At 45.4% G+C, this 15,782-nt stretch carries 14 protein-coding genes; 2 read left to right on the top strand and 12 right to left on the bottom strand.

Translation table 11 applies throughout. The annotated features are described in order from the left end of the window. Window positions 1-395: 395 nt before the first annotated feature. On the top strand, window positions 396-2,834 hold the full coding sequence (locus HYR79_04565; GenBank protein MBI1820963.1) for a glycosyltransferase: 2,439 nt from the start codon (window positions 396-398) through the stop codon (window positions 2,832-2,834). Window positions 2,835-2,837: 3 nt separating this feature from the next. Here the strand turns inward: HYR79_04565 and HYR79_04560 are convergent, their stop codons facing one another. The 5 genes from HYR79_04560 to HYR79_04540 form a co-directional block, all read right to left on the bottom strand. After that, window positions 2,838-3,365, bottom strand: coding sequence for an NUDIX hydrolase (locus tag HYR79_04560; GenBank protein MBI1820962.1), 528 nt, complete (start codon window positions 3,363-3,365; stop codon window positions 2,838-2,840). Between the two features lie 91 nt (window positions 3,366-3,456). Beyond that, window positions 3,457-3,900 carry a cytochrome c gene (locus tag HYR79_04555; GenBank protein MBI1820961.1) on the bottom strand — a complete coding sequence of 148 codons (444 nt, stop codon included), beginning with the start codon at window positions 3,898-3,900 and terminating at the stop codon, window positions 3,457-3,459. A gap of 428 nt (window positions 3,901-4,328) precedes the next feature. Then, window positions 4,329-5,132, bottom strand: a complete 804-nt coding sequence (locus tag HYR79_04550; protein ID MBI1820960.1) for an ABC transporter permease — start codon at window positions 5,130-5,132, stop codon at window positions 4,329-4,331. Window positions 5,133-5,226: 94 nt separating this feature from the next. Next, the gene (locus HYR79_04545; GenBank protein MBI1820959.1) at window positions 5,227-6,144 is read right to left on the bottom strand and encodes an ABC transporter permease; all 918 of its coding nucleotides are present in this window, start codon (window positions 6,142-6,144) and stop codon (window positions 5,227-5,229) included. A gap of 91 nt (window positions 6,145-6,235) precedes the next feature. Further along, a complete protein-coding gene (locus tag HYR79_04540) occupies window positions 6,236-7,741 on the bottom strand; it encodes a peptide ABC transporter substrate-binding protein (protein ID MBI1820958.1) in 1,506 nt (501 codons plus the stop codon). Window positions 7,742-7,919: 178 nt separating this feature from the next. On the opposite strand from HYR79_04540, the gene HYR79_04535 reads away from it, so the two are divergent. Continuing rightward, window positions 7,920-9,764, top strand: coding sequence for a TIGR04442 family protein (locus tag HYR79_04535; protein ID MBI1820957.1), 1,845 nt, complete (start codon window positions 7,920-7,922; stop codon window positions 9,762-9,764). Between the two features lie 8 nt (window positions 9,765-9,772). On the opposite strand, the gene HYR79_04530 is transcribed toward HYR79_04535, so the two are convergent. The 7 genes from HYR79_04530 to trpS all read right to left on the bottom strand — a co-directional run bounded on the left by HYR79_04530 (window position 9,773) and on the right by trpS (window position 15,775). Next, complete coding sequence (locus HYR79_04530) at window positions 9,773-10,831, bottom strand: metal ABC transporter permease (GenBank protein MBI1820956.1); 1,059 nt, start codon at window positions 10,829-10,831, stop codon at window positions 9,773-9,775. After that, complete coding sequence (locus HYR79_04525) at window positions 10,832-11,626, bottom strand: metal ABC transporter ATP-binding protein (GenBank protein MBI1820955.1); 795 nt, start codon at window positions 11,624-11,626, stop codon at window positions 10,832-10,834. It abuts the gene before it with no gap. A 3-nt stretch (window positions 11,627-11,629) separates the two neighbouring features. After that, window positions 11,630-12,598, bottom strand: a complete 969-nt coding sequence (locus HYR79_04520) for a zinc ABC transporter substrate-binding protein (GenBank protein MBI1820954.1) — start codon at window positions 12,596-12,598, stop codon at window positions 11,630-11,632. 192 nt (window positions 12,599-12,790) lie between these two features. Beyond that, on the bottom strand, window positions 12,791-12,985 hold the full coding sequence (locus HYR79_04515; protein ID MBI1820953.1) for a CooT family nickel-binding protein: 195 nt from the start codon (window positions 12,983-12,985) through the stop codon (window positions 12,791-12,793). Window positions 12,986-13,130: 145 nt separating this feature from the next. Continuing rightward, window positions 13,131-13,757: an SMC-Scp complex subunit ScpB gene (gene scpB, locus HYR79_04510; GenBank protein ID MBI1820952.1), complete on the bottom strand. Its 627-nt coding sequence runs from the start codon at window positions 13,755-13,757 to the stop codon at window positions 13,131-13,133. A gap of 99 nt (window positions 13,758-13,856) precedes the next feature. After that, entirely contained in the window at window positions 13,857-14,636 is a 780-nt protein-coding gene (locus HYR79_04505; GenBank protein ID MBI1820951.1) for a segregation/condensation protein A, read from the bottom strand. Window positions 14,637-14,788: 152 nt separating this feature from the next. Then, window positions 14,789-15,775, bottom strand: a complete 987-nt coding sequence (gene trpS, locus HYR79_04500; GenBank protein MBI1820950.1) for a tryptophan--tRNA ligase — start codon at window positions 15,773-15,775, stop codon at window positions 14,789-14,791. Window positions 15,776-15,782: the final 7 nt, after the last annotated feature.

Below are 15,782 nucleotides of genomic sequence, written 5' to 3'. Positions count from 1 at the left end.
TTTGAAACTATTAGAGTATTTTAATACACTTTTAAAATAAACCATCCTGACGGACGATCCCTCTTTTTAGGATTTATTGATCAGAAAAATTTGTCCTGATGGAGATATATATTTTCACATATTTCCCCAAAAAAAACTGCCTGACCGGAAAATCCCGATCAAGCAGTTTAGCAAACCTGCTCTTTATTTATCATTGATCCCGTCGTAAGACGTCTCAAGAACAGCGATAGGATTTGTAACTCCTTGTTTTGCCTGTCATCGCGAGCGCCCGCAGGGTGCGTGGCGATCTCGGTTCACGATGGCGAGATTGCTTCGCTTCGCTCGCAATGACAACTTTCTATCGCTGTTCTTGGGATTAAAAGCAATATTGAAATGATCTGGTATAATTAAAAAATATGTTGATTTCTTTACTTTATTTTAATATCACCGGGTTGCTGGCCAGCACCCTTCTTCTGGTTTTTCTGGGCCATCGTCTCAAAAAAGAACACTGGCTTCTTTCCCTGATCCTCTTGTCTGCCGTCACCGGGTTAAGCCACTGGGCCCTCATCCATTATCTTTTTCCGGAGAGGAACCTGTCATGGGAATGGCTCCCTGCCGCTATCACGGGAATTCTGGTCATTGTCATAACCGAAAAAAGATGGAATGCTTTCGGACAGCTCTCGATGACCTTTACTTTATTGAGCGGAATAACTTTTCTGGCCTACGCCGCGGAATCGACCTATTTTACCCACCTCGGAATATGGAGCTTGATATTTTCAACGGTATTGCTGGCTCTGGAAATACTGGCTATCCTTCTCATGTTCACCCATTCCTTTGAAATTCTGGACGTCCTCTGCCGGATCAGGTGGCCCCGGACTGTCGTGCCTGTTCCGGCAACCGATTATTTTCCTAAAGTTTCTCTCCATCTCCCCGCTTATAATGAACCCCCCGAGATGGTCATTGAAAGCCTCAATGCGCTGGCAAATCTCGATTACCCCAATTATGAAGTCCTCGTCATTGATAACAACACCCGTGACCCTGCGATATGGAAACCGGTCGAAGCCCATTGCCGGAAACTCGGGTTTAAGTTTTTTCATCTGGATAACTGGCCCGGGTATAAGTCGGGCGCATTGAATTACGCGCTGACACAAATGGCGCCGGACACCGAACTGGTCGGCATCGTGGATTCGGATTATGTGGTTAAATCCCATTATTTAAAAGACCTTGCCGGATTTTTTAAAAACCCGAAAATGGCCTTTGTTCAAACGCCCCAGGATTACCGGGGGTTTGATGTAAAAGATTTATACGCAAAGGCCTGTTATGACGCTTACCAATACTTTTTTAAAATATCGATGGCGGCCCGGAACGAAAGGAACTCCATTATTTTCGCCGGAACCATGGGGTTGATCCGGGCCTCCGTTTTAAAAGAGATGGGGGGATGGGATGAATGGTGCATTACCGAAGATGCCGAAATTTCGCTCCGCATTTTAAATGAAGGGTATGAGTCTATCTATATCGATCAGTCTTATGGACATGGGATCATGCCCCTGAATATTGAAGGGTTGAAAAAACAGAGATTCAGATGGGCGTTTGGAGGGATGCAGATTCTGAGGAGACACTGGAAATTATTGCTCCCGCGGTTTAAAGATTTAAAAACCGGTCGACAAACCGGACTCACGCCGGGCCAGAAATACGATTATCTGGTGGGAGGCCTGCAATGGCTCAATGATCCCATCACGCTTTGTTTTTCAATGATCTTATTGATCAGCGCGGGGACTTTGATTTTTTTTCAAACCATTTTTTTACAGCCGGTGGTGGGAGCGACCCTTTATACCCCTTTTGTTTTTATTTTATTTGGAGTGATCCGGTTTCTCTGGGCCTTAAGGGTCCGGCTCGACATTACTTTCCGGCAATCAGCCGCCGCGATGATGATTTTACTCGGAATGACCTGGGTGGTTTCAATGGCCTGCCTGATGGGGTTAACCCGGAAAGAGGGAACTTTTTTGCGCACTCCCAAAAAACGGGGGAATGCCCTTCTTTTAAGAAGCCTTCAAATCAGCTCGCAGGAGTTTTTTCTCGCCTCACTCTGCGTTATCGCAAGTGTGGGATTAATGGAAAAACTCCTTTTTGGACCAAGCGGCCTGCTGATTATGGGCCTCCTCCTCTGGCAGGCTTTCATTTATGGCTCTGCTGTTTTCACCAGCGTCTGGAGTTATCAAAGCGAATCGGGGTACCACCTCCCCTATGCCGCTTTGACCTCAAAATCAACCGGATTGCGATTCGGGAATATGGTCACTGACCGGTCAGGCCAGTTCATGATTGCCGTTTTATCGATCGGGTTTATTCTGCTACTTGCCACCGCCGTCAATAACGTCCCCGAAAAAGAATTGATTTATCGCGCAAAACAGGCCTTCCTCAAAGAACCCGGGTATGGTTTAATTTATACTCCGGCAATCATCCAGATAAAGACGCAAATTTTGATGGAAGAAGAGGCGGCGCTCAACAGCAATGTGCCCTACGCTTTGTCCCTCTGGTCTCATGAAGGCATCATACGTGATGAAAACTTCACCCCCAACGATCAAAGTGATGACAGGGTTTGGAATGGTTTTGACGCCATTCAAAAACGGTATATTGAAGAATACCGCCAGCGCAAATACTTAAACCTTGTTCACCATAATATTTTCATCCGAATCGAGGAAAATATTGCGACGATCGTCAATGATCTTTCTGCCGTTATCCAGACAAAAGAGGGGCTTCAAGAGGTCGAACTGTCCAGGGGAGATCAGTGGATTTTAAAGAAGAAAGGTGAAGAATGGAAGATTGTAAGTCTGACGGTCAACCGCACCCCAAAATAATTTTTAACGGTTGAGATGAAGGTGTGCCGATTGGAGGCCGATGATCGTTTTTCCATCTTTAATCAACCCCTCTTCGATCATCTGCAGCGCCTTTTTCAGGCTGACTTGACGAACCTCTAATACTTCGCTCGGCTCCAGGTTTTGGGCGCCCGGGGTAAGGGATTGGGCAAGATAGATGTGGATGATCTCATCACAAAAACCGGGGGTGGTTAAAAAAGAGACAAGCGGATGATATTTTTCCGCCGTATATCCGGTCTCTTCTTCGAGTTCCCGTTTTGCACAGACCAGGGGGTTTTCACCAGGATTGAGCTTTCCTGCCGGGATTTCATAGATAAAACCGCCTGCCGCATATCGATATTGATAGATTAAAACGATATTTCCATCCGCGAGGAGAGGGACAACCGCGGCCGCGCCCGGATGGTGAATCATTTCCAACTCAGTTTGATGCCCGTTTGGAAGCGTCACCTGATCCAACTCAATGTTCAAAATCTTCCCCTCATACACACGTTTTCGACCGATCGGTTTTTCCATTTTATTCCCAGGTAGGTGCGCCCTGCCGGGCGCACTAAAAAAAAGAAGCCCTTTACAGGGCTTCTCTAAAAAATCCTATTAAATCCAGAAACTATTTACCGCCAAGGCTTCTTTCGTAAGCAATCGCTTCCCAGCCCTCTTCTTCATTAATCTGGGCAGGGATAACAGCGATCATCGGTGTATTGGGGCTTCCGTTTTTCAATACCCACATCATTTCACCGGGAGATCTGAGTTTATGAAACTGAGGGTTGGTGAAATTCCGGGGTGAAGGTTCCATTCCGGCTGCGGCGATGCCATCGCCTTTTCCTTCAGGACCATGGCAGGTAAAGCATATGCCTTTCGTGTTAAAAATCTCTTTTCCTTTTGCGATGACGGCCGCCGACGTTAAATCAACCGGAGATTTCATTGCTTTGGCTTTTTCAATATCTCCGGCTGGAACACGGGGCTTCGTGATATCTTTTTCCGCGCCCATTGCCAACGGAGCCATTAATCCGACAACCAGGATTCCACCTAAAATGGTTTTTGCTAAGTTCATTGAATTACTCTCCTCGTTAAAATTCAAATTAAAATTTATTTACTTTAGAAAATGAAGAAAAACTTGTTGAAATCGTTTTTTTTGATCCCCAAGAACAGCGATAGAAAGTTGTCATTGCGAGCGAAGCGAAGCAATCTCGCCATCGTGAACCGAGATCGCCACGCACCCTGCGGGCGCTCGCGATGACAGGCAAAACAAGGAGTTACAAATCCTATCGCTGTTCTTGGGAAAACAGCGATAAAATGTGACATTGCCCGCCAAAGGCGAAGCCATCTCGCCATCCTGCACCGAGATCGCCACGCGCCCTGCGGGTGCTCGCGACGACAGGCAAAAGAAAGGATTGTCAACCCTATCTCCGCCGCAAATTTCAGGTTTTTTATCCAAAACTTTTCCAGCTCCCTTTTTTAAACACAGGCTGAAGGAAAAGGTTACGGGCGATTGGGGTCAAGATAGTCCCTTAAATAATCCCCAAGGGTATTTAAGGAGAGAATGGTGAGAAAAATGGCGATTGAGGGGTAGAGAATCAAATGAGGGTAGAATTTCATGCTGCTCCACCCCTCATTTGCCAGAATTCCCCAGCTGGCAGACGGAGGCGCCAGTCCCAAACCGATAAAACTCAGCGTGGATTCCGCCAGGATAGCCGCGGGTATCCGATAGCTTAACGTCACAATCAATGGGCCCAGTGTGCCGGGAAAAATATGAAAAAGGAGAACACGATTTTGTTTGGCCCCCAGCGCAATGGCCGCGTCTACAAAATCCTGTTCTTTTAGCCTCATCACCTCGCCTCGAATCAGCCTGGCGACCGTCACCCAGCTGACAAAAGTGAGAGAAAGGAAAATCGCAAGGAAACCCCTGCCTAAAATAACCATCATCAGAATGATGAGCAGAAGATCCGGAAGCGCGAAGACAACGTCGACAAAGCGCATCATGAGGTGATCCAGGGTCTTCCCGTGATAACCTGATATCCCGCCATAAAGGGTTCCTATGATTACGGCAACCAGAGCGGAAGTTACCCCGATCGCTAAAGAAAGGCGTCCGCCAACCATCAACCGCGTGAACAGATCCCGTCCTAATTTATCGGTTCCCATCCAGTGAGCCGCCGAAGGGCTTTGGAGAAGCGCGCGGGGGTCCTGCTGATCGTAGGTAAACGGTGAGACCCACGGACCGATGATCGTTAACATGAGCAAAGCTCCCAGAAATAAAAGAGACACCCCTAAATTTTTATTTTTCATCATTTTATTCAGGGGCCCGTGCGCCCCGCTTTCAGCGGATGCTCCGATGGCCCCCGAACCCCATCGCCCCCACAGGCAAAGCCTGATGGGCGCATCATTTACTTCTAATCCGCGGGTCGATGATGGAATACATCACATCGACCCCGATATTCGCGGCAACGAGGATGACGGCATAAACCAGGGTAACCCCCATAATTAAGGGATAATCACGATTGGTCGCCGCCGTAATAAAATACCTTCCCATGCCCGGAATGGAAAAAAGGTACTCGACAATAAAGGAGCCCGTCACCAAACCGGCAAGTAAAGGGCCGGAGACCGTCACGACGGGAGAGATGGCATTTCGAAGGATATGTTTCACCATAATGACTTCTTCAGAAAGCCCTTTTGCTCTGGCGGTTCTTACAAATTCCTTCGACGAAACATCGAGGATGCTTGACCGTACCAGGCGGGCAATATAAGAGGCGGCGCCAAGGCCCAGCGTGAGAGACGGTAGAAACATATACGACCACCCTTCCCACAAGGCGGGCGGAAACCAACGCAATTGAATTGAAAAACCGAAGATTAGAAAGGACCCCAAGACAAAAGTCGGAATTGACAGCCCTCCCGACGCACTCAACATACATAATCTGTCGATCCACCGGTCTTTATAAACAGCGGCAAGCATTCCAAAAAAAAGCCCAAATCCCACTGCGACACCGAACGAAACCAAACCCAGTTTCACAGACACGGGGAAGGCCTCCGCAATAATTTCGTTGATCGATCTTCCCGGATATTTATAAGACGGGCCCAGGTCTCCATGGGCCAAACCTTTTAAATAAAAATAATACTGTTGCCACACCGGTAAATTTAGCCGGTATTTGGCCTCGACATTCGCCTGAATTTCAGGAGGCAGTTTTTTTTCCTGATCAAACGGACCGCCGGGAACAATATAAAGGATAAAAAAAGTCAAAGTCGAAACAATGAATAAAACAACCAGGGAGGATAAAAGGCGTTTAAGAATAAACTGAATCATGTCATTTTATTCAGGGGCCTTCGAGAAATGCCTTCTCAATGCCCCCGAACCCCGTCGCTCCCACAGGCAAAGCCTGATGGAAGCGCATCTATTACCTGCTGACCTTAATTTTTTTAAACGCCAACAATTCCATTGGATTGGTTTCGAGACCCTTGATATAAGGCTTCACTAAAAAATTTTGAACACTCACAAAAAGCGGTATGATCGGAACCTCTTCTTCGGTGAGAATCTTCTGGGCCTCATGATAGAGCGCGCGTCTGATTTCGGGATCCCGTTCTGAAGAGGCTTTTAGAATCAGCTGATCATAGACCGGGCTTCCCCAATGCGTATGATTATTCCCCCCTCCCGTCACAAACAAATTCATAAAGTTATCAGGATCGGGATAATCCGCTCCCCAGCCGAGCCTGAACACCTGAGGCGTGTCCGCCTGAATTTTTGTGAGGTAAACTTTCCACTCCATATTCTCCAGATGAATCGCCACCCGGAGATTCCTCTTTAACTGGGCCTGAATGTTTTCCGCAATTAGCGCGTTGACCATGTCGGTATTAAAAGCAAGGGTCACTTTCGGAAAGTTTTTTCCTCCCGGATATCCTGCCTCCGCCAGCAATTTTTCCGCGGTTTCTGGTTTAAACCGGAGCCCCGCGGCCTCTTCATATCCAAACATTCCTGGAGGGATCCAGGAGTAAGCCGGGCGCTCACCCCCCTTTAAAATGCGGGGCAGTTCCTCCCGATCAATGGCCATGAAAAAAGCCTTTCTCACCCGAACATCGTTAAACGGCGGAATCGAGGCGTTAAAACCGTAGTAATACCCTCTTAATAAAGGCTGGGTAACATATTCGGGATTTTTTTTATAATAATCAATGGCTTCCGGAGGCAGGGGAACCATGTCCAAACTCCCCGTTTCATATAAAGTAAGCGCGGTCGTTGTATTGTTAATGATAAAGACCTCTATCTTTTCGCAGAAGGGTCCCTCCCCATAATAGGATGAATTCGCCTCGAGTTTTAATTTGTATTCGTGCCGCCACTCTTTTAGACGATAAGGCCCGTTCACGACCATCTTTCCAGGATCTGTCCAATGGTTTCCGTATTTTTCAATTAAATCTTTCCTCAAGGGGTAGGTCACAGAAAAAGTGGAAATACTTGTAAAATAGGGCACTGGCTTTTTTAAGCGGACTTCCAGAATAAAGGGCTCAATTGCCCGAACGCCTACAAGCCGGGCATTTTTAAGTTTTCCCTGATTGTACGCTTCGGCGTTTTCAACATCGTAAAGGAAATAGGCATATTCGGAAGCGGTCGAGGGGTTTAAAAGCCTTTTCCACGCATATTCAAAATCATCAGCCGTTAGAGGCTTTCCATCAGACCATAAAACATCCGTTCTTAAATAAAACCGGACTCGTTTTCCATCCGGCGAGATCTCCCATCGACGGGCAATAGCAGGCCGGGGAATGAGGTCCCGGTTAAACTGCGTCAACCCTTCCATAAGATTTTCGATGATTAAAATGGATGTGCCATCCGTCGCGAGAGACGGATCAAGGGTTGGAGGCTCCGTTCCAATGCTGCTCCGAAAGAGACAGCTCTTCCCAACCAGATCGGCCAAGAACAGAGTTAGAAAGCTGTCATTGCGAACAAAGTGAAGCAATCTCAAGACTTTACGATAAGATTGCCACGCACCCTTCGGTGCTCGCAATGACATGATTAATAAGTGGGTGCGAAGTCTATCGCTGTTCTTGGGTAATATTACTACATTTTTTTAATTTTAGGATATACTATTACATATGATTCAGGATATCAGATTGCACGGGCAGGTGGATTCCGATATTGAGTATTATGCCACGATTGCCGGAAAAGAGATAAAAAACCTTTACTTTTTTGAACAGCAAAAAGGGAATGCGTTTTCAGGCCTCCGTTTATTTTCTCCTTCTAACGAACTTTTGATCGATCAACAACGGCTAAATTATAAAGGGAACGGCGGAAGTTTTTGTGAATATATGTTCGGAGTTAATCTCCCTTTAAAGGACATGATCCGGAAGGAAGTGGTCAACCGCCTGGTCCTTAATGGCACACACTACCGAAAAGAAACCGATTCTTTAGTGTTTTCAGATAGGACGGGCGGCAGTGAACGGTTGGTAGAAATGTTCCGTAACGGGAACGCCATTTGCAATTATTACTTTTTTATCCAGATGAACCACCCGTCGACCCCAAAAGATCAGCAGGAACATCTTTTAAAGGTGCTGGGTAAAATGATCAAAAGAACCCCGCATGTCATTGAACAAAATGATCTGGCCCTGATTAGCGAATTTTTCTCCTATTTGAACGCCCCCGATTCAACCATTTACCTGATTAAGTTTATTCACCGGAAAAACCAGGAGTATTACCAGTTCTACAAAGACCTTTACGCGGAGAAAAAGCTTCTGACGGTTCACGACCAGGCAACGCTCGATGAACTGGCAAAAATCAACCAGATTGAAAAATATCAGCAAGAACGGACCAAAATAGACGTGATTTACAAGCACCCGGATAATAAAAGACTTATCGATGAATATAAAGATATCCTCGTCGATCTTTCTTCCTCTCTCGATCTTTCTCAAAGCAAACTCGCAAAATTGAATCGTCTCCGCACCTTAAGTGTCAGAAACAACATTCCGCTTGAATTGTTTATTGCACTGGATGAGTTGTTCCTGAAAGGAAAATCAATTGAAACATCCCGCGAACCCTCCTATCTGGCGACAACCCGGGAAATTCTTGAAGGATTGTTCCTGAAGGATCAAAATGTTAAAACTTTAATTTCCAATGAAGATTTAATCCTCCTGATCAAGGCAAAACAACAATCTCTCGAAAAAAGAGACTATAGTTTTGACGGCCTCCTTCTCGATATGGGACGTCTTTGCGATGAACATGCTCAAAACGGAAACAATCCTAATATCATGGAGCGGTTTGGTTATATCATTACTTTTTTTGACCGGTATGATTCGACCTATAACTTTTTAAATCAACTTGTTTTCATGGAGGGAAACCCCGTCACCGAAAAAATGCTCCGGACCATTTACGGAAATAAAAAAGTGTTTGATTCTCTGGATCCCAAAATTTTCAAGGAAATCTTTATTGATTCGATTTTACAGGATAAGTACCTGACCAGCTACGGGAAAAAGAAAATCTACCTGGTATTCAACGGCATCAAAGAAGTGGAAAACGGAAATTTAGGCCTGAATGATATCGTAAAGCAGATCGATGAAATTAACCAGGATGCGTTGTTGTACAAGACGGCTCATTTTCATTTAAAAAAGATGATGAAAACATTTTACATCGAAATAAAATCAAAAAACGAACTGGAAAACATCAGAATCGACCTTTCAAAAGAGCTTTTAAACAAGGGCCTCATTAAAGCGGAAATGACGCCACTCCTTTTTGACAAAATTATTGCCGATATCCGGAAAGAAGCAACTTACATTTTTGAAATTCTTCCGATTGTCCTCTCCTTAAACGAAAGCAACTCCCGTGAAAAGTTTTTAAAGGAAAGCGGTCTTGACCGTTATTACGTTGAAGAACTGGAAAGGGAGTATTTCGAGGCAAAAGGATTGGACTTAAATCTGCTGGAAAAAATCCAAAAACCTAACGACTAATCTTATATTTACTTGTGTTCTTGATGGGGATGGGTGTGGTCGTGTTGATGCCTGCCCTGTCCGTGGGAATGGGGATGAGGATGAGGATGTTCCTCCCCTTTGACGTCTCCATGTTCCGCGCTGTGGTGGTCGTGCCGGGTATCTTCCGTCCCCTGATGCTCATGAAGGTGGAGGACGCCTTCATGTCGATGGGGATGTTCATGAGGAAAATCTTCGGAGATCCTTTCCTGAACCAGCATTTGCGGAGCTTTTCCTGTATTTTTCAAACTTTTAAAGACTAACACCGCCGAAAAGGTGGCCGCCGCGAAAAGAACGATCGAAGCTCCGGACGCCACATCAAGATAATAGCTGGCGTACATTCCAAAAACAGAAGTCAGCGCGCCGATGATCATTGACAAAAGGAGCATTTTATGAAAACTATCCGTTAATTGCCGGGCCGTAATCGCGGGAATAACAATTGCCGCGGCAATGAGCGTTACCCCCAGGGTTTGCATGGAAGCAATAATGGACGCGGCGAGAATTAGTGAAAAAAAAGTGTCCACCCAGGCGGTCGAAACACCATAAACACGCGCAGTTTCTTCATCAAAGGTGGTAAATAACAACTGTTTATAGAGTATAAAAATAACACCTGAAGCAAGAATAAATACTGAAAGAATAATCCAGACGTCCCCCCAGGTCACGCCGAGAATGTTTCCAAAAAGGGCGGCCTCAAAGTTCTTTGTGAAATGGCGGACCCGGCTGATTAAAGCAACGCCAATTGCAAAACTGGCCGTCGTAATGACCCCGATCGCGGCATCCGCCCCTATTTTATTTCTTCGAACGACCTGATTAATTAAAATAGCGGCAAGAAAACCCCAAAGGCCGGCGCCGACATAAAAATTTAAATTCAAAACATAACCAATAACAGCACCCCCAAAAGCGGCATGGGACAGACCATGACCGATATAACTCATTCCGCGTAATACAATATAGACCCCCAGTAACCCGCACAAGGCTCCGATTAAAGGAGCCGCGATCAGGCCGGTCCGGAAAAATTCATAATGCAAAGGAGCTAATAAAATTTCCATTTAAGTTCGCTTTTTCGGGTTTCGGATAGAAAGAGGGGTGCTGTGCGCCATCAAAACGAAGTCACCATGCCGGATGACGTTCATATCCGCCTGGTAGGTTTTCTTTAAAACAGCCGGCGTGAAAACAATTTCAGGATCTCCATGGGCGACAACCCCTTTATTAAAGCAGATGACAGAGGGAAGGTGAGCCGCTACCGCATTCAGGTCATGGGTTGTCAATAAAATCGTCATCCCCTCGTGGTTTAATTCTCCTAACAGATGGAGAACATTATGCTGGGTTTTAATATCCACGCCGGCTGTCGGCTCGTCCAAAATCAATAAAGAAGGATTGCTGACCAGAGCCCTCGCTAAAAAAACTCTCTGCTGTTGTCCTCCGGAAAGCGCCCGGATATGGCGCGTTGAAAGATCTCCCAGCCCCAAACGATCCAGAAGGGTTCGGGCATCCTGCCGGTCCTTTTTACTGGGCCAGGGGAGAAAGTTCATGTGCCTGCAGCGTCCCATCAAAACAACTTCTTCCACTGTCACCGGAAAATCCCAATCGACCGTTTCCACCTGGGGAACATAACCGATTCGAACGGTCTTGTTTCCATAAACAGATGTTCCTGAAATTTTAACCTCCCCGGACAGCGGCGGAATGAGTCCAAGAATGATTTTTAATAAAGTCGTTTTCCCTGAGCCTGTCGGTCCGACAATGCCGACAAACTCACCCTGGGAAAGTTTAAGATTAACGGGGAAGAAAACCTGAGTTTTATCATACCCTCCGACCGCCTCTTTAAGCTCAATAAACGCGTCCACCGGTTATTTTTCCTGGAATTGAATGTTAGAGGGATCGACTTTCTTAAGCAAATCGGGCTTGCCTCCTAAAGGCACCGCAATATTTTTTAGATTTTCCACCATCATCCCGATATAGGTATGTTCAGGACTTGAAAGTTCTCCGGGAAGATCATCATCCCGTAAAGTGCTTACGTATTTAACTCCCGCTTCCCGGGCAATCTGATTTAAAACCTTGCTTGGAAAAACCTCCGAACCAAAAATCGCAGGAATACGCAATAACCTGAGTTGATCGATTAAAGACGCAACGTCCCGGGCCGAGGGTTCCGAAAAGCTCGAAGGCTGAACGGCACCTACAACTGTAAATCCATAACGCGAGGCAAAATATGGCCAGGAATCATGGTAGGTCACCAATCTTCGATTGGGGGGGGGAATCGTCTGAACCGTTTCTAAAATAACTTGATCTAATTGTTTAAGTTTCTTTAAAAAAGCCTCGGTATTTTCGAGATAAATCGTCCGATGGGCAGGATCAATCTTAATAAGCTCATCCCGTATGACTTCGCTGTATTTCATCGCATAAGCCACATTTAACCAGAGATGGGGATTCGGGTCTCCCTTTTCTTTGGGAAAACTAAAGTCATAAATCCAATCTTTTTGTGAAATCACCCGTTCACCCAGTTTTACCACAGGCGCCCCCTTTTTCTTTTGGGATGAAATCAGTTTTTCCGTCGGGGTTTCCAAATTTAGCCCATTTAAAATAAAAAGATCTCCGGCGGCAATCCATTTAATATCCGACGGCGCGGGCTCAAACGTATGGGAATCGGTCCCCTCCGGAACAATCCCGTGAAGTTCGATGGACGATCCGGCGATGTTTTGGATCAGGTTTGTGATTGGCGCGACAGTTGAAACGACAAGGAGTTTTTCGTTCGCGGCGTCAGAAGGAAGAACCTTAAAAGTCAAAATAAATAGAAAAAGAAGAAATGCTGTCAACCGCATGAAATTTCCCTTTCTTTGTAACAGGCAGGCCTTTGAGCCTTCCCCGGGCAACCTCAGCGGTCACCCCAAACGAAGATCCTGGCGCCTAAAAAAAAACCATGAAGGGGCTTTGTAAATACAAACAAAGTCAATCGACCTCCATGGTCTTTCTTCGTAAAGCATTCATGCTCTACAATAATTCAGATTTTCAACCTAATTATTTTTTTCAAGAATGATCTTATGTTCAACCAAACGAATTTCTTTAATTCTTCCTGAAAATATTTTTTGTTCCCCTAAAACATTTTCCAGGTAGATTTTTCCGCCATCTTTTGGCTCCAAAACATTTACGCTTTCAAGAAAAAGCTCCTCATTTCCCTCTTTGACCATATAAGCATTCGCTTCACACATCAACATCCTCAAAAAATATAAAGAGACGTTTTTAACGTCTCCAGGTTAAAGTATCAATTTAAGTATACCGGCTAAATCCTGCTTTTATCTTATCGAAAAACAAAAAATATGTCAAGGAAGTTTGACGCTTGCCCACCCCCCGATTTTATCCGAAAGAACCGGGACCAAGGCCAGGGGAGGGGGTTGAAGCGATTTCTTGCGGTTCCTGGGGAATTTCTTCCTGAATAAACCTCGGCTCAGAGAGCGGTAAAGAATCGTCTTTAAATTCTTTTAATGTGGGTAATTCGGAAATCGCGTTTAGCCCAAAGTACTCGAGAAACTCTTTGGTCGTCCCGTATAACATCGGTTTTCCCGGCATCTCTTTTCTTCCCACGATTTTAATCATCCGTCTTTCAAGAAGGGTTTTAATCACGCCTCCGCAATCCACTCCCCGAATCGATTCAATTTCGGGCCGAATAATCGGTTGTTTATAAGCGATGATGGCAAGCGTCTCGAGCCCGGGTTTGGACAATTTTCCGGTGGTTTTAATGGTCAACAGTTTTTTGACCCAGGGAGCGTTTTCGGGACGGGTTACCATTTGAATCCCGCCGGCAATTTCCACGACTTTAATTCCATGGTCTTCCGACATAAAATGGCCCTTCAGGTTTTCGAGGGCCTCGCGAATTTCCTTTTTTTCTCCACCCGTTACCTCTTTAATTTTATCCATCGAAAGAGGTTCGGACGAAACAAACAGGAGAGACTCAATAATTTGAACGAGTTCATTCATTTCCATTAGGCATCTCCTCTATCTGATTCAGGGGCCTGTGCCACAAAGCTTGCTCGCGAGCGATTCCGCAGCGAAGCTATGTTTTTCATGCCCCCGAACCCCGCGTTACGCACTGGCAGAGCCAGTTGCTTCATTTATTTCATGAGAAACGTTCAGTTTTCGGAATCGAATTACGCCAAACTCCTCCACCTGCTGGATCTGAACCAACCTTAAGCGGCAGATCTCCAACAAAGCTAAAAAAGTCACGACAACCATATTCCGTGTCGAATCCTTTTCAAAAAGCTCTGAAAAAGTGGCACTTTCCCGGTTTTCAAGGAATTCGAGCAAGTAATGAATTTTGTCGGTAACAGAAAGGACTTCCTGTGTGACCTCGAAAACGTCCTTTTCAGGTAACCGTTCAATAACTTTCTGCAGTGCGTCAACCAGATCGAACAGGTTCAGGTCGGTAAAACAAAACTCTTCGTTCACCGGTTCTACGCCTTCAGGGATTTTTCTCCGGAAAATTTCCACCCAAAGAGATTCCCGTTCCTCAAGTTGAGCGGAGGCTTCTTTGAATTTTTTATATTCAAGAAGCCTCGAAAGGAGTTCCTCTCTGGGATCTTCTTCCTCCGTTTCATTGATTTTTTCGTCGGGCGGGAGGAGCGTTTTAGATTTGATATGAATTAAAGTCGCCGCCATGACTAAAAACTCTCCCGCAATGCTTAAGTTCAACGTTTCCATGATTTCAAGATATTCAAGGTATTGGCGGGTAATTAAGGCAATCGGGATATCATAAATATCGATCTGGTGTTTTTTAATCAAATGAAGGAGAAGATCCAGCGGGCCCTCAAACATATCGAGCTTAATTGAATAACCGGATTCTTCTTTTTCGTCTTTAAAATCCAAAAACAATATCCTTTCGAGTATTATGATACTCAGGGGGCCGTTTAGAAAACCTTATGCTTTTATATCAAGAATTTTTTAAATAATCAAGACAAACTATCTACCTATGGTATTTTGAGGAAAAATCGGGTCTATATGATGTATTATGAGGCATTTCAAATCTGCATACTTTCTCTAACTTTTTCCAACGTCTTTTCCGCTTCTATCGAGGCAGCTTTCGATCCGTTGACAATTATTTCGTCAATCTTTTCGGGGTGTTCCATCAACTTTTCCCGATTTTCCCGAATCGGGTTAAGAACAGGCTTGAGCGACCCGTTGAGAACCTGTTTGCAGTCGATACACCCGATGCCCGCCGTTCGGCATCCCTGGTCGAGTTCCGGCAATTTTTCTTTATCCGTAAGAATTTTGTGAAGGTCAAAAACAGGGCAAACGTCAGGGTTTCCCCTGTCGGTCCTCCTTTTTCGCGCCGGGTCAGTCATCATCGTTCGGATTTTTTCCCAGACCTCCTTTTCCGAGTCAGAAAGAAAAATCGCGTTATCATAACTCTTGCTCATTTTTCTTCCGTCGAGGCCTGTCAGTTTCGGAAATTTCGTCAACAAATGCATCGGATCAGGGAAAAAATCAGTCTTGTACAACGCGTTAAACCTTCTGGCAATTTCCCGGGTAAGTTCCAGATGCGGAAGCTGATCGATTCCCACCGGCACAAAATCAGCCCGGTAGATCAGGATGTCAGCCGCTTGCAAAACAGGATAGCCTAAAAAACCGTAAGTCGACAGGTCTTTATGAGATAGTTGGGATTGCTGTTCTTTATAAGTTGGAACACGCTCAAGCCATGAAAGGGGTGTGATCATCGAAAGAAGAAGGTGCAAAACCGCATGATCTTTCACCCGGGACTGGACAAACAGGGTTGCTTTCTCCGGATCGATACCCGCGGAAATCCAGTCGATGACCATTTCTTTCGTATATTTCCGAATGGAGCGGGTATCCTGGTAATTGGTCGATAAAGCATGCCAATCCGCGACAAAAAAATAACAGGCATACTCATTTTGAAGTTTTTTCCAATTTTCAAGGGCGCCCAGCAAATTACCAAGGTGAAGTCTTCCGCTCGGCTGCATTCCGCTTAATACTCTTTTTTTGTTCATAGTCTCT

The sequence above is a fragment of the Nitrospirota bacterium genome (assembly GCA_016178585.1).
Taxonomy (GTDB): Bacteria; Nitrospirota; Nitrospiria; order JACQBW01; family JACQBW01; genus JACOTA01.
Note: the sequence above shows the minus strand (reverse complement) of the source record. Positions and strands in the feature narration are given on the sequence as shown.